Here is a 25,512-nt window from a genome sequence, read left to right on the forward strand (position 1 = left end):
TGCCGGTGGACACAGGGGAGGGGCGCGATTTCTCCCTTCGCCATGCGCTGGGCCACAATGGAAGGCGTGAGCGCTAACTCTGGCAAGCACCGCGTCGTCATCATCGGTTCCGGCTTCGGCGGCCTCTTCGCCGCGAAGTCCCTGAGCGGCAAGGACGTCGAGGTCACCCTCGTCTCGCGCACCGGCCACCACCTCTTCCAGCCGCTGCTCTACCAGGTGGCCACGGGCATCCTCTCCGAGGGCGACATCGCCCCGGCGACCCGCGACATCCTCGCCCGCGACAAGAACGTCCGCACGATCCTCGGCGACGTCCACGAGATCGACATCGAGGCGCGCACCGTCACCTCCCGCTCGCTGAGCCAGGAGACGGTCACGCCCTACGACAGCCTGATCATCGCCGCCGGTGCCGGACAGTCGTACTTCGGCAACGACCACTTCGCCCGCTACGCGCCGGGCATGAAGGACATCGACAACGCCCTCGAGCTGCGCGGCCGCATCTTCGGCGCCTTCGAGCTGGCCGAGACCACGACCGACCCCGAGGACCGCGAGCGGCTGCTCACCTTCGTCGTCGTCGGCGCCGGCCCGACCGGTGTCGAGATGGCCGGCCAGATCGCCGAGCTGTCGCACAAGACCCTCGCCCACGAGTTCCGCTGCATCAACCCCCGCGACGCGCGCGTCATCCTGCTCGACGGCGCCGACCAGGTGCTGCCCTCTTTCGGAGACCGCCTCGGCGGCAAGACCCGGGCCAGCCTCGAGAAGCGCGGCGTCGAGGTCCAGCTCGGGGCCATGGTCACCGACGTCGACGGCAGCGGCATCGACGTCAAGTACAAGGACGGCTCCACCCAGCGCATCGAAGCCATGACCAAGGTCTGGGCCGCCGGCGTCGCCGCCTCGCCACTCGGCAAGCTCGTCGCCGAGCAGGCCGGTGCCGAGATCGACCGCGCCGGGCGCGTCCAGGTCGAGGAGGACCTGACCCTCAAGGGTCACCCGGAGATCTTCCTCGTCGGCGACATGATCAACCTCAAGGGCTACCCCGGCGTCGCCCAGCTGGCGATCCAGGGCGGCCGCTACGCGGCCCAGGAGATCCTCGGGCGCCTCGAGGGCAAGGAGCCGCAGGCCCCCTTCGTCTACAAGGACAAGGGCTCGATGGCGACGATCTCGAAGTACTCCGCCGTCGCGAGCATCGGCAAGATCAAGCTCACCGGCTTCATCGCCTGGCTCGCCTGGCTGGCCGTGCACCTCATGGCGATGGTCGGCTTCAAGAACCGCGTCTCCACGCTGCTCAACTGGATCATCACCTTCGTCGGCAACAACCGCAACGAGCGTGCGACGACGATGCAGCAGGTCTTCGCCCGCCGGGCCATCGAGGACCTCGGCGAGAACGCCTTCCCCGAGCTGCCGCGCACCGGTGAGCAGGAGCAGCGGCGCGAGGCCTCCTGACGGCTGACGGGACTCCTCCCGGGCGCGCGTCGTAAGGTGCGTCCATGCCCTTGGACTTCACCCTCGAGGACCACACCCTCCCCAACGGCCTGCGCGTCGTCGTGCAGCCGGACGACACGACCCCGACCGTCACGGTCAACCTGTGGGTCGGGGTCGGATCACGTCACGAGGAGCCCGGGCGCACCGGCTTCGCGCACCTCTTCGAGCACCTGATGTTCCAGGGCAGCGCGCACGTGGCCAACGGCGAGCACTTCCAGGCGCTCATGGGCGTCGGCGGTCGGCTCAACGCCACGACGTGGTTCGACCGGACCAACTACTTCGAGACGATCCCCTCGGGGGCGCTCGAGCTGGCGCTGTGGCTCGAGGCCGACCGGCACGCCAACCTCCTGGCTGCGGTCAACCAGGCCAACCTCGACAACCAGCGCGACGTGGTCAAGGAGGAGAAGCGCCAGCGCTACGACAACCAGCCCTACGGCCAGGCGCTGACCCGCGTCTACGCGACGGTCTTCCCGCAGGGGCACCCCTACCACCACCCGACGATCGGGTCGATGGAGGACCTCGATGCCGCGTCCGTGCAGGACGTCCACGACTTCTTCGCCCGGCACTACGCCCCCGACAACACCGTCCTGACGATCGTCGGTGACGTGACCGCCGAGCGGGCGCTCGAGCTGGCGGAGCGCTACTTCGGGCACATCACCCACCGGGCCGAGCCGCGGCGGGCGCCGGTCGCGCCCCTGCCGCCGCTGCCGGAGCCGCTGCGGGAGGAGGTCGTCGACGAGGTGCCCAACGACCGGATCCACCTGGCCTTCCGGCTCCCTGCCGAAGGGGGTGACACCCGTGACGAGTTCCTCGCCGCCTCGATGGCCCTGGACTGCCTCGGCGGGCTGAGCTTCTCGCCGCTCGAGCAGCACCTCGTGCGTGAGGAGCAGGTGGCCAACAGCGTCGACGTCGGGGCGATGGGCTTCGTCGACGGCGTCTCACTCGGGCTCGTCGTCGTTGACGTCGCCGAGGGCGTCGACACCGATGCGCTCGAGGAGCGGGTGTGCGCCGAGCTGAGCGCCTTCGCCGACGAGGGGCCGACGCCCGAGCAGCTGGAGGCGGTGCGGGCGCAGGCCGAGCGCGCCTGGCTGTCGGCGCTCGCGGCCAAGGACGAGCGGGCCGACCTCATCGGGCACTACACCTGCCTGCACGACGACCCGGGCTTCATCAACACCTTCCTCGACCGGCTGGCCGAGGTGACGCCGCAGCAGGTGCAGGCGGCTGCGGACCGGTGGCTGCGGCCACAGAGTCGAGCCGCCGTCGTCTACCGGGCGGCCCAGGAGCAGGAGGAGGTCGCGTGAGCGAGGTCGAGAGCACGAGCACGCCCGTTGTCCCACGGCCCGAGGTGGCGGCGCCGGGGGAGTGGGCCTTCCCCGAGCCGCGCGAGGTCGAGCTGCCCAACGGCATCCGGGCACTCGTCCACGACGTGCCCGGCCAGTACGTCATCTCGGTGCGGGTCACCGTGCCGGCGGCCCTGCGGCACGAGCCGCGCGAGGTCGAGGGCGTCGCGTGGATCATGGCGCGGCTGCTCGACGAGGGCACGAGCACGCACGGGCAGCGCGAGCTGTCGGAGCTGCTCGAGCGGCGCGGCATCGCGCTCGGGGCCGGCATGAGCGAGGCGGCGCTGGGCGTCGATCTCGACGTGCCGCAGCGCTTCCTGCCCGAGGCTCTGGAGCTGCTCACCGAGTGCCTGTCCGAGCCGACCTTCGAGGAGGGCGAGGTCACCCGGGTGGTCCGCACTCGGCTGGCCGAGATCGAGCAGGAGCGCGCCTCCGCCGGGCGGCGCGCCTTCAAGGAGTGGGCGGCGAGCTACTACGACCGGGACACCCGGGCCAGCCGGCCGGCCTCCGGCTCGGCCGAGACGGTCGCGGCGATCCGTCGCGAGCACGTCGTCGACTACCACGCCACGCACGTGCACCCCCAGGGCTCGACGGTGGTCGTCGCCGGCGACCTCACCGGGATCGACGTCGACGCGCTGCTCGCCGCGACGATCGGTGCGTGGGAGACCGCCGGCCGCGCCGCCTCGACCGACCGTGCGCCCGCGCCGCGTGCCGACGACGCCGCTCGCGTGGTGCTCGTCGACCGGCCGGGGTCGGTGCAGTCGGAGATCCTCATCGGCGGACCGGGCCCGGACCGGCGGGTCGAGTCCGGCTGGGCCCCCTTCCCCGTCCTCGCCTGGGTCATCGGTGGTGCGCCCAATGCCCGCATCGACCAGGTGCTGCGCGAGGACAAGGGCTACACCTACGGCATCCGGGCCGGCTTCCGCCCGCGCCAGGTGGGCTCCGCCTTCACCGTCTCGGGGTCGGTTCGCGCCGACTCGACGGTCGACTCCCTTCGCCTGCTCTCGCAGATCCTCGGTGGGGTCGGGGAGGGCTTCACCGAGGCCGAGACCCGCGCCGGGGTCGACTTCATGACGCTCACCGCGCCCGGGCGCTATGACACCGCCGACGCGATCGCTGACGAGACGAGCGGGCTGGCGGGCGACAACCTGCCGCTGAGCTTTACCAGCGACGTGATCGCCGCGATGCGCCGGCTCACCGCCGCCGACCTCGACGCCGCGTGGCGCGACCATGTGCGGCCCGAGTGGACCATCGTCGTCGTCGGTGACGCCTCGACCTACCGCGACGAGGTCGAGGAGCTCGGGCTCGGGCCGGTGACCGTCGTCCCGAACTGACGTGCACGAGAGGTCGTCCTCTGCCCGATATGGGCGTTCCAACGGCACGAGATGCACCAGGACGCCCCTTTGTGCACAGGGGGCGAGCAGTCGCTCGGCTCGTCCCCAGTCTCGCGGTGGCACTGGAGCCGCTGGGTGCGGGCCGTTGGACTGGCTCGATGATCTACACCCACGCCCAGCTGCGCGAGCACTACTCACGTCGGCAGATCGACCGTCTGGTCGCCGAGGAGCGACTGGTGAGAGCCGGCCGCCACCTCGTGCTCCCGGGGACGGATGACGCGATCATCGCGGCCCTGGGCCAGGGGCTGCGCACGACCTGTCTGACGGCCGCACGGCATCACGGGATCTGGACGCCGCCAGGACGCGGCCGACATGTCTACGGCCGACGTGGGCATCCGGTGCCCGGGGCGTGGGTCGACCACGGCTATCACCACGCGTGGCCCGAAGACGACCCGGTGGCCTCACCCGCGCTGCTCCTCGAGCACGCGGCTCGCTGCGTCGACCCTGTCGACGTGGGCATCCTCGCCGAGTCGGCCATGCACCTGGAGCTGCTCCACGAGGCCGACGTCGCGGCGATTCGCCGGGCCTCACCGAGGCAGGTGCAGCGAGTGCTGGCCCATGCCTCGGGGTTGCCCGAGTCAGGGAGCGAGTCCAAGGTGCGTCTGCACCTCCTGCTCCAGCGGGTGCCGGTGCGTCCACAGGTCAAGATTCCGGGCGTCGGCCGGGTGGACATGCTCGTGGGTGAGCGCTGGATCATCGAGTGCGACAGCAAGACGCACCACAAGGACCAGGACGCCTACGCGAAGGACCGGGGTCGGGACTTCAGCGCGACCGCGCTCGGGTACCGCACGAGTCGGCTGACCTACGATATGTGCTTCCCCGACTGGGATGCGACGGCGATGTGGCTCGCGCAGGTCCTGGCGACGGGGGAGCACCTCGTGCCTCCGGAGCAGTGGCTGCGCACCCGCCGGCTGCGTCGCGAGCACAAGAGGTAGTGCATCGGCCGAAATGCCCTCGTCAACGGCACGAGATGCACCAGGACGACCTCTTGTGCTCGCCCCTCAGGCGTCAGGCGCCAGCCGGCGCAGGATCTCGTCGTGGAGCAGGCCGTTGGAGGCGAGGGCATTGCCGCCCCAAGGGCCGGGGGCCCCGTCGAGCGAGGTGAAGCGCCCGCCGGCCTCCTCGACGATGGCCACGAGCGCGGCCATGTCGTAGAGCTCCAGCTCGGGCTCGGCGGCGAGGTCGACCGCGCCCTCGGCGACGAGCATGTAGGACCAGAAGTCCCCGTAGGCCCGCGTGCGCCACAGGTCGGACGTGAGGTTGAGGAAGTTGCGGGCCCGGCCCAGCCCGCGCCAGCCGTCGAGCGAGCTGTAGGACAGCGATGCGTCGGCCACCTGCGAGACCCGCGAGACGTGGATCTGCTTGGCCTGGGCGAGGGAGCGGCCGGTCCAGGCGCCGGCGCCCTTCGCCGCCCACCAGCGTCGGCCGAGGGCGGGGGCCGCGACGAGCCCGACGACGCAGTCCTCGCCGTCGACGAGCCCGATGAGGGTGGCCCAGACGGGGACGCCGCGGACGTAGTTCTTCGTGCCGTCGATCGGGTCGATGATCCAGCGGCGCTGCGAGTTGCCGGAGCTGCCGAACTCCTCGCCCAGCACGGCGTCCCGCCCGCGAGAACGAGCCAGCTGCGCGCGGATCGCCTCCTCGCAGGAGCGGTCGGCGTCGCTGACGGGCGTCAGGTCGGGCTTGGACTCGACGACGAGGTCGGCCGCCTGGAAGCGGGCCATGGTGATCCGCTCGACCTGGTCGGCCAGCACGTGGGCCAGGCGCAGGTCATCGGCGTAGGGGGAACTGTCGGCCATCCGGTCAACGTACCCGCACCAGCGGCCCCGGCGGGGGACCGGCTCAGCGCTCGTCCGACTCGCCGGACCGCGCCCGCAGCAGACGACGAAGGGAGTCCAGCCGCTGCTCCCCGCCCGGCCCGGCGTGCCCCGCGGCGACCCAGGCGTCGAGGGCGCAGTCCGGTTCGTCGTGGGTGCAGCCGCGCGGGCAGCCCTCGTCGGCGCCCTCGGCCAACTCGGGGAAGTGCCCGATGATCCGGTCCGGATCGACGTGCGCCAGCCCGAAGGAGCGGATGCCCGGGGTGTCGATGATCCAGCCCGCAGCGTCCGGGTCCACCGGCTCGGCCTCCTGGGCCCGCACGTCCTCACGGTCGTGCGAAGGGGGGAGAGGCGGCAGCCGCAGGCCGAGGGCGCTGGTCGAGGTGTGTCGTCCCCGACCGGTGACGTCGTTGACGTGCCCGGTGGCCCGGTCGGCGTCGGGGCACAGCGCGTTGACCAGGGTCGACTTGCCGACGCCCGAGTGGCCGACGAGCACGGAGACTCGGCCGGCGAGGCGACGGCGCAGCTCGGCCAGCCCTTCGCTGCCCTCGGTGAGGACAGAGGTGACGACGTGCGGGACGTCGAGGGGGGCGTACTGCGCGAGGAAGTCCTCGGCGGACGCGAGGTCGGACTTGGTGAGGACGAGCAGCGGGTCCATGCCGGCGTCGTAGGCCGCGACGAGGCAGCGGTCGATGAGGCGCGGGCGCGGCTCGGGGTCGGCGAGGGCGGCCACGACGACGAGCTGGTCGGCGTTGGCCACGATGACCCGCTCGACGGGGTCGGTGTCGTCGGCGGTGCGCCGCAGCACGGTGGCCCGCTCCTCGATGCGCACGATCCGGGCGAGGGTGTCGGGCGCACCCGAGGTGTCACCGACCATCGCGACCCGGTCGCCGACGACGACGGGGGAGCGGCCGAGCTCGCGCGCCCGCATGGCGATGACCACGCGCTCGGGCAGGCCCTCGCCGGCGGGCACGAGCGTCGTCCACCGACCCCGGTCGACGGCCGTCACCCGGCCGACGATCGCGTCCTCGTGCTTGGGGCGGTCCTTGGTCCGTGGCCGGGAGCCGCGGCGGTTGGGGCGCACGCGGACGTCGGACTCGTCCCAGCTGCGCGAGGACCGGCTCATCAGCCCTCCGACGCCTCGAGCATGCCCTGCCACAGGTCGACGAAGCGCGGCAGCGTCTTGCCGACGGTCGCGGGGTCCTCGATGACCGTGCCGGGGGCACGCAGGGCGAGGACCGCTCCGGCCATGACCATGCGGTGGTCGGCATAGGTGTGGAAGGTGCTGGGGCGCAAGGGCGCCGGGTCGATCCGTAGCCCGTCGTCGAGCTCGGTGACCTCGACGCCCATGCCGCCCAGCTCGCGGGAGAGGGCGCTGATCCGGTCGGTCTCGTGCCCGCGGATGTGGGCGACCCCGCGGATGATCGACGGCCCGTCGGCGCACGCCGCGACGGCGGCGACGACCGGCGTCAGCTCGGCGGCATCGTGCAGGTCGACGTCGATGCCGCTGGGGCGACCGTCGCCGGCGACGGTGAGCGTGCGGGAGTCGAGGCTGACCTCGGCGCCCATCCGGTCGAGGACGTCGCGGATCATGTCGCCGGCCTGGGTCGTGTGGCCGGGCCAGTCCGGGACCGACACCCGGCCCCCGGCGACGAGCGCGGCGGCGAGGAAGGGCGCGGCATTGGACAGGTCGGGCTCGACGGTCACGTCGAGCGGCAGCAGCTCGCCCGGCTCGACCCGCCACGTGTTGGCCTCGGAGTCGTCGACCGCGGCGCCGGCGTCACGCAGCGTCTCGACGGTCATCTCGACGTGGGGCAGCGAGGGCAGCGGCTTGCCGTCGTGGACGACCGTCACGCCCTCGTCGAAGAGCGACCCGGCGAGCAGCAGCGCGGAGACGAACTGCGAGGACGCGGAGGCGTCGATCACGACCCGCCCGCCCCGCACGGAGCCCGTTCCCTCCACGACGAAGGGGAGGGTGCCTCTCCCTTCGTCCTCGACGGTGACGCCGAGGTCCCGCAGCGCGTCGATGATCGCGGCCATGGGGCGCACCCGTGCGTGCTCGTCGCCGTCGAAGGTCACCGGACCGCTGGCCAGTGCCGCGACCGGGGGCAGGAAGCGCATGACCGTGCCCGCGAGGCCGCAGTCGACGGTGCGGCCGCCGCGCAGGGTCGCGGGGTGGATGATCCAGTCGGGGGAGCCGGAGGCCGTGGACGTGGCGTTGTCGATGCTCGCGCCGAGCTGGCGCAACGCCTGGGCCATGAGCTCGGTGTCCCGGGAGCGAAGGGGGCGTCGCAGGCGGGAGATGTCGGAGGCGAGAGCCGCGAGGACGAGGTAGCGGTTGGTGAGGGACTTGCTCCCCGGCAGCGTCACGGTCGCGTCGAGGCGACCGGACGCTGCCGGGGCATGCCAATCAGGACTGGTCATCGCCGGTCAGGACACCGCCTGCTTCGCCTGGAGGGCGGCGAGCTTGGCCTCGCGGGCCGCGGACTTGCGGGCCTGGCGGGCGGTGCGCTCGATGCCTTCGCCGGCGAGCTTGGCGCGGTAGGCGACGCCGGGCTTGCCCTCGGTGTCGACCGCGGCGAGGATCAGCCCGCCCATGAGGCTGACGTCCTTGATGAACTGGGTGAGCTTGCCCGCCTTGGCCTGCGGGTCGGACTCGGCCCAGAAGTTGTGGGTCGCGGTCGTCGGGACCATCGTCCCGAGGAGCAGCGCGGAGGCCAGGCGGGGAGCCTTGCCGGTGGCGAGGAGCGCGCCGCCGGCGACCATCGCGGCGCCGTTGGCGCGCACGAGCAGCTCGGTGTCGTCGGGCAGCTGGGTCTTGGCCGCCAGGGGCTTGGTGACAGGCTCGGCCGCAGGGGCATGGGCGGTGGGGTAGCGCAGGGCGTTGATGCCGCCCCAGACGAAGATTCCGGCGAGCATGGGACGGGCGATGCGACGAACGATCATGGGTGATGGCTCCTTGTCGTCGTGTGGTCACCGGGAATCTCCCGGCGGGTACGCCTCCTACCGTAGTCGGGATCGGCCGTGGGCCTAGTCTCGGAGGGGTGTGCGGACGATATGCGGCCACGGCCAACCCCGACGACCTGATCGAGGAGTTCGAGATCGACGCGGACCGCGTCGGTGAGCCCTCGCGCTCGATCCTCAAGTCGCCCCAGGACCCACCGGCGGGGACGCCCGACTACAACATGGCGCCCACCAAGCAGGCTCCGGTCGTCCTCACCCGCGTGCCGAAGGGGGCCCTTCGAGGCTCGGGCCCGGAGGCCCTCGCACCTCAGGAACCGGGGGTGGGGGTGCGTCAGCTGCGACTGCTCACCTGGGGTCTCGTGCCGTCGTGGGCGAAGGAGACCAAGGTCGGCCTGCGGATGACCAATGCCCGCGCCGAGACCCTCCTCGACAAGCCGGCCTTCGCCAAGGCGGCGGCCAGCCGCCGGTGCATCGTCCCGGCCGCCGGCTGGTACGAGTGGCAGGTCTCGCCGGTGGCCAAGGACGCCAAGGGCAAGCCGCGCAAGCAGCCCTTCTTCATCCACCGCGGCGACGACGCGCCGGTCGCCTTCGCGGGGCTCTACGAGTTCTGGCGCGACCCGGCGGTCGCGGCGGGTGACGACCCCGACGCGTGGCTGACGACCTTCACGATCATCACTACCGCCGCGGACCCGGGCATGGACCGCATCCACGACCGGCAGCCGCTCGTGCTCGAGCGCGAGGACTGGGCCCGCTGGCTCGACCCGACGCTCACGGACACGGGCGAGGTGGGGGAGCTGCTCGCCTTCGCGCAGCCAGGGCGCTTTGCGGCCCACCCGATCTCGCCGGCTGTCGGCGCCACCCGCAACAACGGCCCCGGCCTGCTCGAGCCGCTCTCCCGCGACCAGCTCGTCGGCGTCGTCGACCCCGAGACCGGCGAGGTGATCAACCCCGATGGTTGAGCTCGAAACCCCCACCGCCCAAGGCCCCGCCCGCGTCCACCTGCACGAGGCGACGGGCACCCCCTTCGGCACGCTGCTGCTCACCCACGGTGCCGGCGGAGGGATCGGTGCCAAGGACCTCTCGGCCATCGCCACCCGGCTGCCGGACGCGGGCTGGCAGGTGGCGCTCGTCGAGATGCCGTGGCGGGTCGCGGGCAAGAAGGTCGCGCCCATGCCGCCCAAGCTCGACGCCGCCTGGCGCGAGATCGTCGCTGGAGTGCGGGGCTCGCTGTCGGAGCGGGTCGTCTTCGGTGGCCGCAGCGCCGGGGCGCGGGTCGCGTGCCGGCTGGCGGCGGAGCTCGGGGCCGCCGGTGTGCTGGCGCTGAGCTTCCCGCTCGTGCCGCCGGGCAAGGGGCCGGACAAGTCCCGCATCCACGAGCTGCTCCTGCCGGTCGAGGCGGGGCTGCCCGTGCAGGTGGTGCAGGGCGCCAAGGACCCCTTCGGGTCGCCGGACGACGTGCGAGCAGCCTTGGGGGACAGGGCTGCCGACGTGCGCGTCGACGAGGCCCCCGGCACCCACTCCTTCACCGGCGGCGGCGCGGTCGCCGACGCCGTGCTCGCGCACTGGGCCTGATCTCCCGCCGTCGACCGATGTCAATGGCTGCGTGGGGCGAGGCTTCGAGCTGCTGCGGCTCCGGGAGGGCGGGGTGGCCGGGAAGCACCAGCATGGCCGGGAAATCCGGACATGGCCGAGCTATTGCCCGGCGATCCTCTGTCTTCCCGGCCATCCGCACTCTTCCCGGCCCTGAGCCTGCCTGCCCCTGAGGAGCGGGGCCGCCCGCGGCCGCAGCGTCTCGAAGGGGTCACCGCCCCAGCGCGAGGACCAGCGCGAGCACCTCGTCGGGGTCGGCGAGGCGCTCGCCGTAGAGGTCGCGGACCTGGTTCATCCGGTAGCGCACGGTCTGCGGGTGCACGTGCAGCGTCTCGGCGACGAGCTCGCGCCGCCCCTGCAGGAGCAGCCAGGCGCGCAGCGTGTCCTTGAGCCGCTCGGCGGTCTCCTCCGGCAGGTCGGCGAAGGGAGCCAACGTCACCTCGCGCAGGTCTGCCAGGGCACTCGGGTCGGCGTGGAGGACGAGCTCCGGCAGCACGGCGTCGGTGTCGAGGACACCTGAGCGCCCGAGCGCCACGGCCGAGAGGGCGCGGGCGTAGGACCTGGACACCTCGGCCCAGGGGCGGGCAGGTCCGACGATCGCGTCGTGCCCCGCGAGGACCTCGAGCAGGCGCGCCCGCGAGCGCCCGCCGCTGTCGGGGACGAGCAGCACGGCGTGGTCGTCGGCACCGGGCAGGTCTTCGGCCAGCGTCAGCGTGCGCGGGTCGAGCACGCCCGCGGTGGTGAGCACCCGATCGCGCTCGACGAGCACGGCCGTCAGGGTGCGCGGCGGCACCCAGCCGGCCGCGGCGACCGCTTCGTCGAGGGCCAGCTCCGGCAGGCCCGTGAGCAGCCCGCGGGTCAGGCGGTCGAGCTGGACGAGGCGCTCGCGCTCGGCGCTGCTCGTCTGCTGGTTGTGCCCGGCGACCGACGCGGCCGACAGCTCGTCGATGTAGGTGAAGACCAGCTCGGCGAAGCGCCCCAGGGTTGCGGCGTCGACCCCGGCCGCGATGGCCTCGACCGACAGCTCGCGCCACGCGGCGCTCGCGCCGACGCGATAGGCGGACAGCAGCGCCTCGACGGGGCGGCCCCGCTGGGCCTCCGCCTGCCCCAGCTCGCGCGCGGCGGCGACACCCACCCCGACGGGGGCGCCCTGCGGCGCGGCGCCGGCCGCGAGCGTGACGAAGCTGGCGAGCGAGACCTGCACCGCCCGCTCGATGATCTTGCCCATCCGCCCCTGGAAGGGCACGTCGTAGGCCGGGACCTGCTGCATGACTTCGGCGACGACGACCGAGGCAACTCTCGGCAGCTGTGCGCGAAGGGCGTCGACCGTCGCCTCGTCGAGCACCAGCCCGGCCGCCTGCCGGGCCGTGCGCCCGGACCCTGCTGCTGCCACCGCCGCTCCCTTCGTCACCGCCCCACCCCGTTGGTCGAGGTGCGAGGCCGCCCACCCCGTTGGTCGAGGTGCGAGGCCGCCCACCCCGTTGGTCGAGGTGCGAGGCCGCCCGCGGCCGAGCCTCGAGACCCCTTGTCCCAAGCGAACAAAACACTGCCCCAAACCCTACCCGCGAAGGACAGCGAAGGGCAGGGGTTGAGCCGAGAGGATGGAGTCATGACAGCAACTGTGTCCCGTCCTCGCACCGTGGGCAGTGCACGCTCGCTTCGCGACACCGCCGCCCGCATCGCCCGCGGCCTGGCCACCCCGGTGATCCCGGAGGACTACCTCGACCTCTTCGCCCCCCTTCGCTCCGGGGCCGACCTGCGCGGCCGGATCGTGGCGATCACGCCCGAGACCCGCGACGCCGCGACGATCACCATCCGCCCCGGCCGCGACTGGCAGGGCCACGCCCCGGGCCAGTACATCCGCGTCGGCGTCGACGTCGACGGCGTGCGCCACTGGCGCGCCTACTCCCTGACCTCCGACACGAGCGCCCGCGACGGCCTGATCTCGATCACCGTCAAGGCGATGCCCGACGGCCTCGTCTCCCAGCACCTCGTCCACCGCGCGACGCCGGGCACGATCATCCAGATCGACCAGGCGAGCGGTGACTTCGTCCTGCCGCAGTCGGTCCCGGCCAAGGTTCTCTTCCTCACCGGCGGCTCCGGCATCACGCCGGTCATGGGCATGCTGCGCAACCACGACTTCGACGGTCTCGACGTCGTCCACGCGCACTCCGCGCCGACGGCCGACGACGTGATCTTCGCCCGCGAGCTCGCCGACGCCCCGACCGGTGTGCGCGCCATCGTGCGGCACACCGACGACGAGGGCATGCTCACCCCCGACGAGCTCGACAGCGTCGTCCCCGACTGGCGCGAGCGGGAGACGTGGATCTGCGGGCCCACCCCGATGCTCGACGCCTTCGAGGAGCACTACGCCGCGCACGGCCATACCGAGCTGCTCCACGTGGAGCGCTTCCGGCCGAGCATCGTCGAGGCGGGCGAAGGGGGGACCGCCTCCCTTCGCGTCGGTCCGGAGACGACCACGCTCGACCTCGACGGCGGCACCACCATCCTCGACGCCGCCGAGGACGCCGGCGTCCTCATGCCGAGCGGCTGCCGCATGGGCATCTGCTTCGGCTGCGTCCTGCCCATGACCGACGGCTCCGTGCGCGACCTGCGCACCGGCGAACTGACCACGACCACGCCCGACGACCCCGCGGTCAAGGTGCAGACCTGCATCTCCGCGGTCGCCGGCTCCTGCACGATCGAGACGACGGAGAGCTGACATGACTGCCACCCTCGAGCGCACCCCCCGCACCACCGACGCCCGCATCACCGGCGGACGGTCCGAGGTCGTCCACACCCGCGTCAACGCGACGGACGACCCCATCGCCCACCTCACCCCTGACGACATCGAGAAGATCGGGCGCGAGCTCGACGAGATCCGCGCCTCGGTGATGGACGACCTCGGCGAGACCGACGCCCGCTACATCCGCCGGATGATCACCACCCAGCGCTACCTCGAGATGGGCTCGCGCGCGGTGCTGCTCTTCAGCGGCAACCCCATCGCCTGGGTCGCCGGGACCGCCGGGCTGAGCGTCGCCAAGATCCTCGACAACATGGAGATCGGGCACAACATCATCCACGGCCAGTGGGACTGGATGCGTGACCCCAAGATCCACTCCTCGGTGTGGGAGTGGGACAACGTCACCCCCGCCGACCACTGGAAGAACAGCCACAACAAGGTCCACCACACCTACACCAACGTCGTCGGCCACGACAACGACCTCGGCTACGGGATCATGCGCGTCGACGACGCCCAGAAGTGGTACCCGGCCTACCTGGCGCAGCCGCTGCTCAACTTCGTCAACGCGACCTTCTTCGAGTACGGGATCGCCGCCTACGACCTCGAGCTCGGCGCCAACTGGAAGACGCGCAAGGACAACCCGCAGTGGCAGGCCGAGGCCAAGCAGGTGGTCAACAAGATCAAGAAGCAGGCCGCGAAGGACTACCTGCTCTTCCCGCTGCTGTCCGGACCGAACTTCTTCTCCACCCTCGCTGCGAACGTCGTCTCCAACATCGTGCGCAACTACTGGACGCACTCGGTCATCATGTGCGGCCACTTCCCGGCGGGGGTCAAGACCTTCACCAAGACCTCGATCGACGGGGAGACCCGCGGCGAGTGGTACCTGCGCCAGATGCTCGGCTCCGCCAACATCTCGGGGTCGAAGGCCATGCACATCGCGACGGGCAACCTCAGCTACCAGATCGAGCACCACCTCTTCCCGGACATGCCGAGCCGCCGCTACCAGGAGATCGCGCCGCGTATCCAGGCGCTCTTCGACCGCTACGGCCTCGACTACGTCACGGGCCCGCTGCACCGCCAGGTCGGCTCGGCGTGGAGCGAGATCATCCGCCTCTCCCTGCCCAACGACACCTCGCTGCGGCAGACGGTCCACATCCTGCGGACGAAGGGGATGAAGGGCCTGAAGGCGCGGGCGCGCGCCACCCGCTTCCGCCCGGCCTGACCCGACCCCCACGTTGGTCGAGGTGCGACGAGCGCAGCGAGGAGCCTCGAGACCAGGCTCGCGCAAACGTTGGTCGAGGTGCGAGGTACGAGCCTCGAGACCACCGGGCGAAGGCCAACAAAGGGCGGCTACTCCCTCGAGTAGCCGCCCTTTGCCGTGTCCGGGCGGACACGAACTGCCCAAGCTGACCCGTCGTGGCGTGTCGCGCTGCAGTTCGAGCGTGGCCCCCGACTCCTGCCGCGGAATACCGGGGGTCTTCCCCCTTCGTCCGGGTGAACTGCAGTCCGACACGCTGCCAGTGGATCAGTCCAGCGGCCTCAGCCCGGGTACCCCTGCGGGTTGCCCGACTGCCACCGCCAGGTGTCGGCGCACATCTGCTCGATGGTGCGCTCGGCCCGCCAGCCCAGCTCGATCTCGGCGCGGCTCGGGTCGGCGTAGACGGCCGCCAGATCGCCCGGGCGCCGGCTGACCACGTCGTAGGGCACCTCGCGTCCGCTGCCCGCCTCGAAGGCCGCAACCATCTCGAGCACCGATGTGCCGTGCCCGGTCCCGAGGTTCCACTCGCGCACGGCGACGTCCGGGTGCGCGTCGAGGTATTGCAGGGCGGCGACGTGGCCGGCCGCGAGATCCTCGACGTGGATGTAGTCGCGAAGGGGGGTCCCGTCCGGCGTGGGGTAGTCGTCGCCGAAGACCTGGAGGCGCTCCCTTCGTCCGACCGCGACCTGCGCGATGAAGGGCATGAGGTTGTTGGGCACACCCTGCGGGTCCTCGCCGATGCGGCCCGAGAGGTGCGCGCCGACGGGGTTGAAGTAGCGCAGCAGGGCCACCTGCGCGGCGCCCGTGGCTGCAACGTCCCGCAGGATCTGCTCCTGCATGACCTTGGTCCAGCCATAGGGGTTGGTGGCGCTGGTCGGGAGGTCCTCGGGCATGGGGACGGTCTCTGTCTCGCCGTAGACGGTTGCTGACGAGGAGAAGACGAGTCGACGCACCCCGTGGTGCTCCATCGCCCGCATGAGCGAAAAGGTCGTGCCGAGGTTGTTGTCGTAGTACTCCAGCGGGATCTGCGAGGACTCGCCCACGGCCTTGAGCCCGGCGAAGTGGATCACCGCGTCGAAGCCACCTTCGGCGAAGAGCGCCGACGTCTTGTCGGCGTCGCGCAGGTCGAAGGAGTGGGTCTCGATGTGCTCGCCGGTCAGCTCCTCGAGGCGCGCGATGACGCTCGGGCGGGAGTTGACGAAGCTGTCGACGACGACGGGGTGGTGGCCCGCGGCGACGAGCTGGACGACGGTGTGGGAGCCGATGTAGCCGGCTCCGCCGGTGACGAGGACGCGCATGGCGTCAGGTTATCCACGCTCCCTGAGGAGGTCGCTCAGCGACCGTCTCGAAGGGTCACCCTTCGGCGGAGATGTGGCGCACCTGTGTCACCTCTGTCCACGACCCGTTGTCGCAGATCGTCGTGATGCGCTGCATGATCGTCGCGCGCAGCTGCGGTGGTGCCTGCTCCTGGGCGCAGGAGCGGTGGACGACGTCACGCAGAACCTTGTCGAGGTCGTGCTCGGCGAGGCAGGGGGCGCAGGAGGTGAGGTGCGCGGCGAGGAGACGCGTGTCCTCGGCGGTCATCTCGCCGTCGACGTACTCCATCATCCGGTAGAGCGCTTGGGAGCAGTCCATGTGCTCGGCGTCGTGGCTCATGCCTGGCTCTCCTTCGCCGCGGCAACGCCGCGCTCGGCGGCGTAGTCGGTGAGCTTTTCGCGGAGCTGGCGACGGCCACGGTGCAGGCGCGACATGACGGTGCCGATGGGCGTGCCCATGATCTCGGCGATCTCCTTGTAGGCGAAGCCCTCGACGTCGGCGAGGTAGACCGCCATCCGGAAGTCGTCGGGCAGCTCCTGCAGGGCGCGCTTGACCTGCGTGTCGGGCATGCGGTCGAGCGCCTCGACCTCCGCCGAGCGCAGGCCACGGCTCGTGTGCTGCTCCGCCTTGTGCAGCTGGTAGTCCTCGACCTCGGGGGAGTCGGACTGCTTCGGCTCGCGCTGCTTCTTGCGGTAGGTGTTGATGTAGGTGTTGGTGAGGATGCGGTACATCCACGCCTTGAGGTTGGTCCCCGGCCGGTACTGGTGGAACGCGGCGAAGGCCTTGGCGTAGGTCTCCTGGACGAGGTCCTCGGCATCGGTGGGGTTGCGCGTGGTGCGCAGGGCCGCCGAGTACAACTGGTCGAGCAGCGGCATCGCCTCGCGCTCGAAGCGCGCGCGTCGCTGCTCGGTGGTCTCGGAGGCGATGTCGACGGCGGCATCGGCCTCGGCCTGTGCGGCCACCTCGTCGTTCGTGGGCTCAGTCATCGCGCTCCACCCTAGCGGGGTGGCGGTGCGCTCTCCGGCGTGCAGTACGAGCACCTGGACTCCTGTCCTTCGCGGCATGTCTTCCCGCTGTCCAACAGCCCGATACCCGCTCCCATTCCCGGCCCCCACGTTGGTCGAGGTGGCCCGAGCTCTGCGAGGGCCCTCGAGACCGGGTGACGTCAAACGTTGGTCGAGGTGGCCCGAGCTCTGCGAGGGCCCTCGAGACCCACCCACGTTGGTCGAGGTGGTCCGAGCCCTGCGAGGACCCTCGAGACCCGTCCACGTTGGTCGAGGTGGCCCGAGCCCTGCGAGGGCCCTCGAGACCTGGTGAGCCCTGAGCGTCGGTCTCACCAGGTCTCGAGGCTCGTCGCGAAGCTCCTCGCTCCTCGACCAACGTTTGGTCGAGGTGGCCCAGCAACGTTGGTCGAGGTGGCCCGAGCTCTGCGAGGACCCTCGAGACCTGGTGAGGCTCGCGACCGGCCACCTGTGGAAAACCGCCCCCCGCCTCCACGCCCTTCGGGTGCAATCAGGACATGCCCCACGTCTACATCCTCGAGTGCTCCGATGGCTCCTACTACGTCGGCAGCACATGGGACCTCGAGGCGAGGTTGCAGCAGCACGCGTCCGGCAAGGGAGCGAAGTACACCAGTCGTCGGCTGCCCGTCACGCTTCGCTGGGCACAGGCGACGAACAGCATCGCCGAGGCCTATGCGTGGGAGAAGAAGATCCAAGGGTGGTCTCGCAGGAAGCGCGAGGCACTGATGCGCGGCGATTGGGAGGCGATCCAGCAGGCGTCACGGCGAAGGGGAGGTCGCCCGCCGGCCTGACGCCCCACGTTGGTCGAGGGGGCCCAACGTTGGTCGAGGTGGTCCGAGCTCTGCGAGGACCCTCGAGACCTGGTGGGCCTGCGGATGCGTCTCACCGGGTCTCGAGGCTCGGCCGCGGACGGCCTTGCACCTCGACCAGCGTGGGACCAGGTCTCGAGGCTCGGCCGCGGACGGCCTTGCACCTCGACCAGCGTGGACCGGGTCTCGAGGCTCGGCCGCGGGCGGCCTTGCTCCTCGACCAGCGTGGGACCAGGTCTCGAGGCTCGGCCGCGGGCGGCCTTGCACCTCGACCAGCGTGGTGCCGGGTCTCGAGGCTCGGCCGCGGGCGGCTTTGCACCTCGACCAACGTGAAGGGGGCCGCACCGGTGATCCGGTGCGGCCCCCTTCGACAGGTGGTGCAGTGCTCAGCTGTTGGGCTTCTTGCCGTGGTTGGCGGCCTTGCCCTTGCGGGAGCGACGCTTGCGGGCGCGCTTGCTCATGGTGACTCCTTGACTGTGGTGTCCCAGCCGACTGGGACCGAATACAGGCGGTCATTCTGACACAACGCTCGGATCACGACTCACGTCGTGCTAGTGATCCACCCCCATGAGGTGGCATCATGGGGCTCGTGAAGAAGATCACCATGGCGCTCCTCGGCGCGACGACTCTGGGTCTGGCTATCGCTGGCAACTATGCCTTTGCGCGCAACATCGACTGGGCTGGCAGCCAGCACCGCAACATCGACTGGGCGACGCAGGACGCGCGCAACATCGATTGGGCTCTGCCCGAGCCGAGCTCGTCCACCGACGTCTGAGCGCACGAGACCACGTAGTACCCAGATCGCCTGAACCCCACCGGGCGATCTGGGTCTTCGTCGCGGCCACGACAGCCCTCGCGGGAGGGCTGCTGATCTGGGTCTGGGTTCGATCAGGTCCTCCGCAGCACCTGAGCTGGCTCTTCGCCATGCTCGTCATCGGTGTCGTCGCCGCCGTCGGTCGACCGCAGGCCATCGGGGCCCTGCAGTTCTCCACCTCCGGCATCGTGCAGATCGCCGCGATCCCCCTGCTCGGACCCGTGGGTGCCGCGATCATCGCGGTCCTGCCCGTCATCGCCGATCGCAACGAGCTGGTCAAACGCGTCTTCAACCTCAGCCAACGCGTCACCTACATCCTCTTCGGCAGCCTCGTCTACGAAGCCGCCGGGGGAGTCATCCTGGGGCCAGCCAGCCCCATCCGGCCGGAAGCGCTCGGCGTCCAGATGGGCCTCGCCACGGCCGCAGCAGGCATGGTCAACGGCGCCCTGCTCGCGGTCGTCATCCAGCTCAGCTCGGCCGGATCGCTGCGCGCGATCATCGCCGACCTCGTGCCGCAGGTCGTCTCCTCCTACTCGAGCTATGCGATCGCGGCCTACCTGCTCGTCGTCCTCTGGGCCCCTGCCGGTCTCGGCCTCGCCTCCGCGGTCCTCTTCCTCCCCGCCATCCTCGTCATCCAGTGGGGTCTGCACACGCACGCCACGGAGTGGGCCACCCGCCACGCGCTGCTCACGCCCTTCGTCGAAGCCCTCGACCTGCGCCACCCCGGGGCTGCCGAGGAGGCTCGCCTCGTGACCGGGGCGGCGAGCGCCGTCGCCACGGGCATGGGCATGGGTTCGGCCGAGGTCGACGAGATCGCCACGGCGGCCCGCCTGCGCGACGTCGGCATGCTCGCCCTCGACGGTTCGCCGCCGGCGATCGTCCGGCGTGACCAGCCCGAGGCCGCTGCCCAGGTCGTCGGGTCGGTGACCTTCCTGCGCGAGCCGCTCGACCTCATCGCCGCCCACCACGAGCGCGTCGACGGCCTCGGGCACCCGCACGGTCTGCGCGGCGCCGACATCCCGCTCGGCGGCCGGGTCCTCGCCGTCGCCGACACCTGGGGCCACCACGTGGCCGAAGGGGGGTCCCCGGCAGACGCCGTGGCCCACTGCGAGCGGATGGTCGGGCAGAGTCTCGACGAGCACTGCGTGGCCGCCCTGCGGCGCGCGCTCGAGCGTGACCAGCTGCCGCGGCGGGGAGTCGTCTGATGGCCGCGGTGGGTCGCCGGCCGGGTCTGGTGCTCTTCGCCGTCGCCGTCCTCCTCGGGTCTGTGGCGGCGCTGCGCGCCGACGTCACCGAGGAACAGATCAGACCGCTGACGGTCGTCGCCCTGCTCGCGATCGTGCTCGGGGAGCAGCTGCCGATGCGGATCTCGGGCAGGGTCATCGCCCCGCTGACGACGGCGCCGGCGCTCGGGTTCATCCTCACCCCACTGGCCGCCAGCGGCGTGCGGCTCTCGGCGTGGACAGTCCTCGCCGTGGTGTGGCTGTGCATCCTGCTCGGCGGTCTCATCGCACGCCTGCGGGGGCTGTCGGTCGTCGAGGGCTCGTTGGGCTCGCGCTTCCTCGGCATGGCCGTGACGACCCTCATCGCTCGCGGAATCGTCACCGACGGGCAGACGCTCGTCGAGTGGGCCTTCGATGCGCAGACGCACGCGGCCCTCGGGGCACTCGGCCTGCTCCTCGCCGCGCTCGCGGGCGGCCTCGTCGAGCGGGTGCTCGACAACCTCGTCGTGTGGATCGGGCAGCGCGGCTCGCTCGCCCACATCGTGGCGGCGGAGGTGGGCCCCCTCGCCGGCATCTCGATGGCCACAGTCGCCACCGGCCCGCTCATCGCGCTCGCCAGCCCGGTGCTCGACTGGGCCGCCACCCCGCTCCTCATCCTCCCGGTGCTGCTCAGCTACCTCTCGGTCCAGCGCGTCGTCGCCACCCGCCAGGCCATGGAGGAGGCCGTGATCGCCCTGTCCCGCTTCAGCGAGATCACCGAGCTGACCCGTGCCGGGCACGTCCAGCGGGTCGCCGACCTCAGCGTCGCCATCGGCCGGGAGATGGCCGTCGACGTCGCGATGCTGCGCGACATCGAGCGCACCGCGCTGCTGCACGACGTGGGCCAGCTCGGGCTCGACGAGCCGCTGCGCACCGGCGCGACGATCCACGCGAGCACCTCGGAGGAGGCGGTCATGGCCCGCTCGGTCACCCGGGTCATCGCGGGCACCCCGCAGCTCGCCGAGCTCACTCCCTATCTCGACCAGGTGCGCACGCCCTTCCGTCGGGCCCGCGAGTTCGGCGAACGGATCCCGCTCCCTTCGCGCATCGTGCGGGTCGCCAACGCCTGGGACGACATCACCGAGGGCGCGGTCTCATCCCGCGCCCGCGCCGTCGCCCTCGAGCGGCTGCACCTGGGCCTGGGCTACGACTACGACCCCGAGGTCGTCGCCGCCCTCGAGCGCGCCCTGAGCGCCCACTGAGCGCGGCCCAAAGACCGCGCTACTGCACCGTCTTGCTGTAGGTCGTCACGATGCCCGTGGAGTAGCCGGAGCGGCGGGCGATGACCTTGACCTGGAGCCGCTTGCCCCGGTCGAAGGAGCGCGCCGTGTAGGTCTTGGCCGTCGCGCCGCTGATCGCCACGCCGTTGCGGTACCACTGGTAGGAGTAGCTCGTCGGCGTGGGCGTCCACGACCCGACCATGACCGTCGAGGTGCGCCCGACCTTGGGCGTGCCGGAGATGTAGGGGCGGGTCGTCGCGTGGATCGGGATCCCGACCCTGCCCGAGGTCACTGCGCGCGAGGTGTAGCCGCTGCGCTTGGCGGTCACCGTCACCGTCAGGTAGCGGCCGGCATCGGCGGTCGTGGCCGTGTAGGTGCGTCCGGTCGCCCCGAAGATCGCGACACCGTTGCGCTTCCACCGGTAGGAGTAGGACGAGGGCGTCGGCGACCACGAGCCGGTCGACGCGGTGAGGGTCTTGCCGACCCCCCTGGTCCCGCTGATGCGCGGCGAGGCCTTGACGGTGAACGTGCCGAGCGTGGTGTTGTTGCTGATGTCGACGACCGCCTGCGTCGACGAGGTCGAGACGGTCGTCACCCGCACCCGACCGCCGTAGCTCGTCACGGTGCGGCCTGCGGTGAGCACCGCGTCGCGGTCCCAGCCGCCGGAGGGCGTGGGGTCGAGCAGAACGGAGGACTGCTGCGGGCCGACGCGCAGCACGCGCACGCCGGTCGCCATGTCCCAGACGTTGGAGGCGTCGCGCCCGGTCGGCGTGCGGTACTCGACGTAGTAGGTGACGCCAGTCGAGACCTCCTTGACCTTCGCCGCGCGGATGCCCGCGCGACCCGACATCGGCTGCAGGGTCACGCGCGTCGTGCCCGACCCCGCCGTGACCGTGGCCGCTGAGGAGAGCATGCCGGTGCGGATCGCGTGCGGGGAGGAGAGCATCGGCGCGTGCGGCTCGTCGGAGCCGGCCCCGCCCATGATGTCGAGGCTGTCGCCGTAGGGGTCCTCGACGCAGCCGCTCGTCCACCCGCTGCCGGAGCGGGCCGCGTCGCTGCGGCCGCTGCACACGAGGAAGTTGGCGTGGCCGAGCGACATGTTGTGCCCGATCTCGTGGGTCAGGACGGGGTGGAGTCGGTCGGCGACGTTGACGAAGCCGGCGCTGTTGGGGGAGCCACCCATCGACCCGAGCCCGTAGCCGCAGTAGGTGTCGGAGGCCGCGGGCGGCATCGACAGCACGAGGCTGGAGTTGGCGCTGCCGGTCCAGCCGGTGCGCTCCATCGCCTCGTTCCAGATGACCCACGGGTCGGTGTCGCACGAGTAGGCCGAGGTGTAGCGCGGCTTGACCGTCGGGGCCGCGATCTTGAGCTCGCTGCGGGACTGGTCGCGCCAGTAGGCGTCGGCACCAGCGACCTGGGTCGTGGCCTCCGCGCTCGTCACGGGGTGGCGCGTCATGCCCCGCGGCGTGACCTCGACATAGGTGATCCGGCGGGTGGCCGGCGTGTAGGCGGCGGTCGAGGCCCGGGTCGTGACGAGCCGGTCGACGGTCAGGGCGCTGGCGCCCGGGGCGAAGGCGGCATCGCGGGTCGCCCGCCCGATGGCCGACGACGCGGGTGCCGGGCTGCTGTCGGAGGCGGCCGCGAGGTCGGCGGGCCCGAGGTCGTGTCGGGTGTCCTCTCCGCCGAGCGAGGTGATCGTCGAGGTGCCGTCGGCCTCGGCGGCTTTGGTGACCACCTGCGGCACGGCGACGTCGACCGTCGCGGTGGCCCCGACGGGCACGTCGTCAACGCCCGCCCCGGTCACCGGGAGGAAGCGATCACCCACGCGGAGCGCGGTGAAGGCGGTACCCCCCTTCGTCTCGACGGAGGTGCGCATCACCTCGCCGGTGAGCCGCACGAGGGCGTCGTCGGCAGCTCCGGGGGCGGCCAGTGCGCTCGTGGCGAGGGCACCGCTGGCGAGTCCGCAGGAGAGGAGCAGGGCAAGGAGTGGGCGGGCGTGCATGGGGTGCTCCGTGGCGATGGGGAGGCGCCGACTGTGCCTCGATCACTGGATCGTAGACCCGTGCACCGTCACTGACCATCACCTGCGGCGTCGGGCTCGTGGCGGGAGCGGTTGGCGGCCCGGTGGCGCTGTGCGGACAGCGTCCGCATGGTCGAAGGGGAGGGCCGGTCGTTGGCTCGGAAGGCCCGCCGCATCGCCTGCAGGGACGAGAAGCCGCTCTTGGTGCTGACCTCGGCCAACCCGAGGTCCGGCTGCTGGCTGATGAGCGCGGCCGCGACGTTGACCCGGATCGAGGCGATGCTCGCCGTGATGGTCGTGGCCTCCTCCTGGAAGGCGCGAGTCAGATGGCGGGGCGAGACGTTGAAGGCGGCGGCGATGGATTCGGGGCCGAGGTCGGCATCGGCGTAGTGGTCGGCGATGTGGTGCAGGACTGCCGAGTAGAGGCTCTGCTCCGGGGCGGTCACCGGACGCAACCGGCTGTCGAGGATCAGGCCGCCGAGCAGGTCGCGCAGCGTCCGCTCGATGATGTGGCGCGCGAAGGTCCCGGTCGGCGGTTCGGCGAGGACCCAGGCGAAGACGACCTCGGTGATCCGGGTGAGGGCCGCGTCGACGGGGGCGACCTGACGCAGCCCGGGAGCGCCCTCGAACAGGCTGGGGCCGGAGGCGACCGACAGGAAGCTCACCAGGCCGAGCCGGGCGCCGTCGAGCACCTCGATCGTGGCGTGGGTCGGCTCGATGAGGAGCGTGGAGTGGGGGAGCGGGACGAGGGTGCCGTCGTGGCGGCGCAGCCGGCAGGTGCCCTCGAGGACGAGGGCCATGTGGACGGGGTAGCGCTGACGGTCGACGTCGACGGTGGCTGGTCCCGCCACGTGGCGGCCCCGGATGTCGTCCGTCACGGGGCGCCACGCGGCCGCCGGTGCGCTCGGCGTCTCCCCCCGGAGGCTGGTGTGCTGCCCTTCAAGATTCAACTGACCATCTCCTGACTATTGGCCGTGTGTCCGAATCTGACCACATCGTGTCTGATTTCGATCATCGCACCTTCTCCGCTGGTTGAGGAGCGACGACCTTCGCTGGTTGAGGTGCGACGACCTCCGCTGGTTGAGGAGCGACGACCTCCGCTGGTTGAGGAGCGACGAAGGAGCCTCGAAACCAGCCCGCCCGACGTGTGACGAAGGAGCCTCGAAACCCGCTCGGCCGATGTGCGAGGATTGCGCTCGGCTCACCCGCCGCCCGTCGTGGCCACACCCGGCCGCTGCAGGGCGCCCCCCACCATCTGCTTCACCGAGTTCTGCCGAGGTTTGTCTGCCGTGTCTGCGTCCGAGCCCACCACCACCTTCGACCTGACTGCACCGCAGTTCGTCGCCCACGAGGGTGGCAAGGTCGAGGTACGGGCCACGAAGCCGCTGCGCGACGAGGACGACCTCTCCCTGCTCTACACCCCCGGTGTCGCCGACGTGTGCCTGGCGATCGAGCAGGACCCGGCGCTCTCGCGCGCCTACACCGCCCGCAACAACACGGTCGCGGTCGTCACCGACGGCACGGCCGTGCTGGGCCTGGGCGACATCGGCCCGCTCGCCGCGATGCCGGTCATGGAGGGCAAGGCGGTCCTCTTCAAGCACTTCGGCGGGGTCGACGCGATCCCGGTGTGCCTCGACTCGGGGTCGGTCGACGAGCTCGTCGACGCGATCGCGCGCATGGCGCCGAGCTTCGGCGGCATCAACCTCGAGGACATCTCGGCGCCGCGCTGCTTCGACCTCGAGCGCAAGCTGCGCGAGCGGCTCGAAATCCCCGTCTTCCACGACGACCAACACGGCACGGCGATCGTCGTGCTCGCCGGCCTGATCAACGCCTGCCGGGTCCTCGACCGCCAGATGGCCTCGCTGAGCGTCGTCGTCTCCGGCGCCGGTGCGGCCGGCGTCGCCGTGACCCAGCTGCTCCAGCTCGCGGGCGTCACCGAGGTCGTCGTCTGCGACTCGCGCGGCATTATCGGCAAGCACCGCAACGACCTCGTGGCGCACAAGGAGATGCTCGCGGCGACGACCAACGTCTCGGGCAAGACCGGCACCATCGGCGACGCGCTCAGGGGTGCCGACGTCTACATCGGTGTCTCAGGCGGCTCGGTGCCCGAGGAGCAGGTCGCGTCGATGGCCGACGACTGCATGATCTTCGCGCTGGCCAACCCCACGCCCGAGGTCCACCCCGACCTCGCGCACAAGTACGCGGCGGTCGTCGCGACGGGCCGCAGCGACTACCCCAACCAGATCAACAACGTGCTCGCCTTCCCGGGCATCTTCCGCGGGGCGCTCGACGCCGGCGGGGTCCAGATCAGCGAGGAAATGAAGCTCGCCGCCGCCCGCGCCATCGCCGACCTCGTCGAGGAGCCCACGGCCGACCGGATCGTGCCGCCCGTCTTCCAGGAGGGTGTCGCCGAGGCGGTGGCCGCTGCGGTCGCCGCCCACGCCGGATAGGGGCACAATCCGG

General features: G+C 71.5%; 24 protein-coding genes. 13 read left to right on the forward strand and 11 right to left on the reverse strand.

What is annotated here, in order from left to right; genetic code table 11:
• The first annotated feature begins 57 nt into the window (after nt 1-57).
• The 4 genes from NYE39_RS14995 (at nt 58) to NYE39_RS15010 (ending at nt 5,148) form a co-directional block, all read left to right on the forward strand.
• Complete coding sequence (locus NYE39_RS14995; RefSeq protein WP_341013155.1) at nt 58-1,440, forward strand: NAD(P)/FAD-dependent oxidoreductase; 1,383 nt, start codon at nt 58-60, stop codon at nt 1,438-1,440.
• Nucleotides 1,441-1,484: 44 nt separating this feature from the next.
• Nucleotides 1,485-2,780 carry a M16 family metallopeptidase gene (locus NYE39_RS15000; RefSeq protein WP_341013156.1) on the forward strand — a complete coding sequence of 432 codons (1,296 nt, stop codon included), beginning with the start codon at nt 1,485-1,487 and terminating at the stop codon, nt 2,778-2,780.
• Nucleotides 2,777-4,153: a M16 family metallopeptidase gene (locus tag NYE39_RS15005; protein ID WP_341013157.1), complete on the forward strand. Its 1,377-nt coding sequence runs from the start codon at nt 2,777-2,779 to the stop codon at nt 4,151-4,153. The genes NYE39_RS15000 and NYE39_RS15005 overlap by 4 nt, the downstream gene beginning before the upstream one ends.
• A 158-nt stretch (nt 4,154-4,311) precedes the next feature.
• A complete protein-coding gene (locus tag NYE39_RS15010) occupies nt 4,312-5,148 on the forward strand; it encodes a hypothetical protein (RefSeq protein WP_341013158.1) in 837 nt (278 codons plus the stop codon).
• A gap of 66 nt (nt 5,149-5,214) precedes the next feature.
• On the opposite strand, the gene hisN is transcribed toward NYE39_RS15010, so the two are convergent.
• Genes hisN through NYE39_RS15030 form a run of 4 tightly spaced genes read right to left on the reverse strand, consistent with a single transcriptional unit; the run spans nt 5,215 to nt 8,976 of the window.
• Nucleotides 5,215-6,012, reverse strand: a complete 798-nt coding sequence (hisN, locus tag NYE39_RS15015; protein ID WP_192911565.1) for a histidinol-phosphatase — start codon at nt 6,010-6,012, stop codon at nt 5,215-5,217.
• Between the two features lie 43 nt (nt 6,013-6,055).
• Complete coding sequence (gene rsgA, locus NYE39_RS15020; protein ID WP_072623938.1) at nt 6,056-7,156, reverse strand: ribosome small subunit-dependent GTPase A; 1,101 nt, start codon at nt 7,154-7,156, stop codon at nt 6,056-6,058.
• Nucleotides 7,156-8,454 carry a 3-phosphoshikimate 1-carboxyvinyltransferase gene (gene aroA / locus NYE39_RS15025; RefSeq protein WP_341013159.1) on the reverse strand — a complete coding sequence of 433 codons (1,299 nt, stop codon included), beginning with the start codon at nt 8,452-8,454 and terminating at the stop codon, nt 7,156-7,158. The genes rsgA and aroA overlap by 1 nt, the downstream gene beginning before the upstream one ends.
• 6 nt (nt 8,455-8,460) lie before the next feature.
• Nucleotides 8,461-8,976, reverse strand: a complete 516-nt coding sequence (locus tag NYE39_RS15030) for a DoxX family protein (RefSeq protein WP_341013160.1) — start codon at nt 8,974-8,976, stop codon at nt 8,461-8,463.
• A 98-nt stretch (nt 8,977-9,074) separates the two neighbouring features.
• Between NYE39_RS15030 and NYE39_RS15035 the strand changes: the two genes are divergently transcribed.
• Nucleotides 9,075-9,953 (forward strand): SOS response-associated peptidase, encoded by an 879-nt coding sequence (locus tag NYE39_RS15035; RefSeq protein WP_341013161.1) that lies wholly within the window; start codon nt 9,075-9,077, stop codon nt 9,951-9,953.
• A complete protein-coding gene (locus NYE39_RS15040) occupies nt 9,946-10,566 on the forward strand; it encodes an alpha/beta hydrolase family protein (protein ID WP_341013162.1) in 621 nt (206 codons plus the stop codon). Before NYE39_RS15035 ends, NYE39_RS15040 begins: the two co-directional genes overlap by 8 nt.
• Before the next feature lie 229 nt (nt 10,567-10,795).
• On the opposite strand, the gene NYE39_RS15045 is transcribed toward NYE39_RS15040, so the two are convergent.
• Nucleotides 10,796-11,977, reverse strand: coding sequence for a PucR family transcriptional regulator (locus NYE39_RS15045; RefSeq protein ID WP_296216497.1), 1,182 nt, complete (start codon nt 11,975-11,977; stop codon nt 10,796-10,798).
• A gap of 246 nt (nt 11,978-12,223) precedes the next feature.
• Between NYE39_RS15045 and NYE39_RS15050 the strand changes: the two genes are divergently transcribed.
• Both NYE39_RS15050 and NYE39_RS15055 read left to right on the forward strand, forming a co-directional pair.
• Nucleotides 12,224-13,306 carry a ferredoxin reductase gene (locus tag NYE39_RS15050; protein ID WP_341013164.1) on the forward strand — a complete coding sequence of 361 codons (1,083 nt, stop codon included), beginning with the start codon at nt 12,224-12,226 and terminating at the stop codon, nt 13,304-13,306.
• Between the two features lies 1 nt (nt 13,307).
• Complete coding sequence (locus NYE39_RS15055; RefSeq protein WP_341013165.1) at nt 13,308-14,549, forward strand: fatty acid desaturase family protein; 1,242 nt, start codon at nt 13,308-13,310, stop codon at nt 14,547-14,549.
• Nucleotides 14,550-14,866: 317 nt separating this feature from the next.
• Here NYE39_RS15055 and galE read toward each other — a convergent pair whose 3' ends face one another.
• From galE to NYE39_RS15070, 3 genes are read right to left on the reverse strand one after another with little or no spacing between them, the layout of a single operon-like run.
• Nucleotides 14,867-15,883, reverse strand: coding sequence for a UDP-glucose 4-epimerase GalE (galE, locus tag NYE39_RS15060; protein WP_341013166.1), 1,017 nt, complete (start codon nt 15,881-15,883; stop codon nt 14,867-14,869).
• Nucleotides 15,884-15,938: 55 nt separating this feature from the next.
• Nucleotides 15,939-16,241, reverse strand: coding sequence for a mycothiol system anti-sigma-R factor (rsrA, locus tag NYE39_RS15065; RefSeq protein ID WP_192911573.1), 303 nt, complete (start codon nt 16,239-16,241; stop codon nt 15,939-15,941).
• The gene (locus tag NYE39_RS15070; RefSeq protein WP_341013167.1) at nt 16,238-16,888 is read right to left on the reverse strand and encodes a sigma-70 family RNA polymerase sigma factor; all 651 of its coding nucleotides are present in this window, start codon (nt 16,886-16,888) and stop codon (nt 16,238-16,240) included. The genes rsrA and NYE39_RS15070 overlap by 4 nt, the downstream gene beginning before the upstream one ends.
• A 533-nt stretch (nt 16,889-17,421) precedes the next feature.
• Between NYE39_RS15070 and NYE39_RS15075 the strand changes: the two genes are divergently transcribed.
• A complete protein-coding gene (locus NYE39_RS15075) occupies nt 17,422-17,715 on the forward strand; it encodes a GIY-YIG nuclease family protein (RefSeq protein ID WP_192911574.1) in 294 nt (97 codons plus the stop codon).
• A gap of 404 nt (nt 17,716-18,119) precedes the next feature.
• Here the strand turns inward: NYE39_RS15075 and NYE39_RS17320 are convergent, their stop codons facing one another.
• Nucleotides 18,120-18,194: a 50S ribosomal protein bL37 gene (locus tag NYE39_RS17320; RefSeq protein ID WP_370543570.1), complete on the reverse strand. Its 75-nt coding sequence runs from the start codon at nt 18,192-18,194 to the stop codon at nt 18,120-18,122.
• Nucleotides 18,195-18,322: 128 nt separating this feature from the next.
• On the opposite strand from NYE39_RS17320, the gene NYE39_RS15080 reads away from it, so the two are divergent.
• The 3 genes from NYE39_RS15080 (at nt 18,323) to NYE39_RS15090 (ending at nt 21,011) form a co-directional block, all read left to right on the forward strand.
• Nucleotides 18,323-18,508 (forward strand): hypothetical protein, encoded by a 186-nt coding sequence (locus NYE39_RS15080; RefSeq protein ID WP_341013168.1) that lies wholly within the window; start codon nt 18,323-18,325, stop codon nt 18,506-18,508.
• A gap of 149 nt (nt 18,509-18,657) precedes the next feature.
• Nucleotides 18,658-19,752 (forward strand): HD-GYP domain-containing protein, encoded by a 1,095-nt coding sequence (locus NYE39_RS15085; RefSeq protein WP_341013169.1) that lies wholly within the window; start codon nt 18,658-18,660, stop codon nt 19,750-19,752.
• Nucleotides 19,752-21,011, forward strand: coding sequence for an HD-GYP domain-containing protein (locus NYE39_RS15090; protein ID WP_341013170.1), 1,260 nt, complete (start codon nt 19,752-19,754; stop codon nt 21,009-21,011). Before NYE39_RS15085 ends, NYE39_RS15090 begins: the two co-directional genes overlap by 1 nt.
• Nucleotides 21,012-21,030: 19 nt before the next feature.
• Here NYE39_RS15090 and NYE39_RS15095 read toward each other — a convergent pair whose 3' ends face one another.
• Nucleotides 21,031-23,031 carry a hypothetical protein gene (locus NYE39_RS15095; RefSeq protein ID WP_341013171.1) on the reverse strand — a complete coding sequence of 667 codons (2,001 nt, stop codon included), beginning with the start codon at nt 23,029-23,031 and terminating at the stop codon, nt 21,031-21,033.
• Between the two features lie 68 nt (nt 23,032-23,099).
• The gene (locus NYE39_RS15100) at nt 23,100-23,927 is read right to left on the reverse strand and encodes an AraC family transcriptional regulator (RefSeq protein WP_341013172.1); all 828 of its coding nucleotides are present in this window, start codon (nt 23,925-23,927) and stop codon (nt 23,100-23,102) included.
• Nucleotides 23,928-24,338: 411 nt separating this feature from the next.
• Between NYE39_RS15100 and NYE39_RS15105 the strand changes: the two genes are divergently transcribed.
• Complete coding sequence (locus tag NYE39_RS15105; RefSeq protein ID WP_341013173.1) at nt 24,339-25,499, forward strand: NAD(P)-dependent malic enzyme; 1,161 nt, start codon at nt 24,339-24,341, stop codon at nt 25,497-25,499.
• Nucleotides 25,500-25,512 lie beyond the last annotated feature (13 nt).

This window comes from Janibacter sp. FSL W8-0316 (genome assembly GCF_038004165.1).
GTDB lineage: Bacteria > Actinomycetota > Actinomycetes > Actinomycetales > Dermatophilaceae > Janibacter > Janibacter indicus.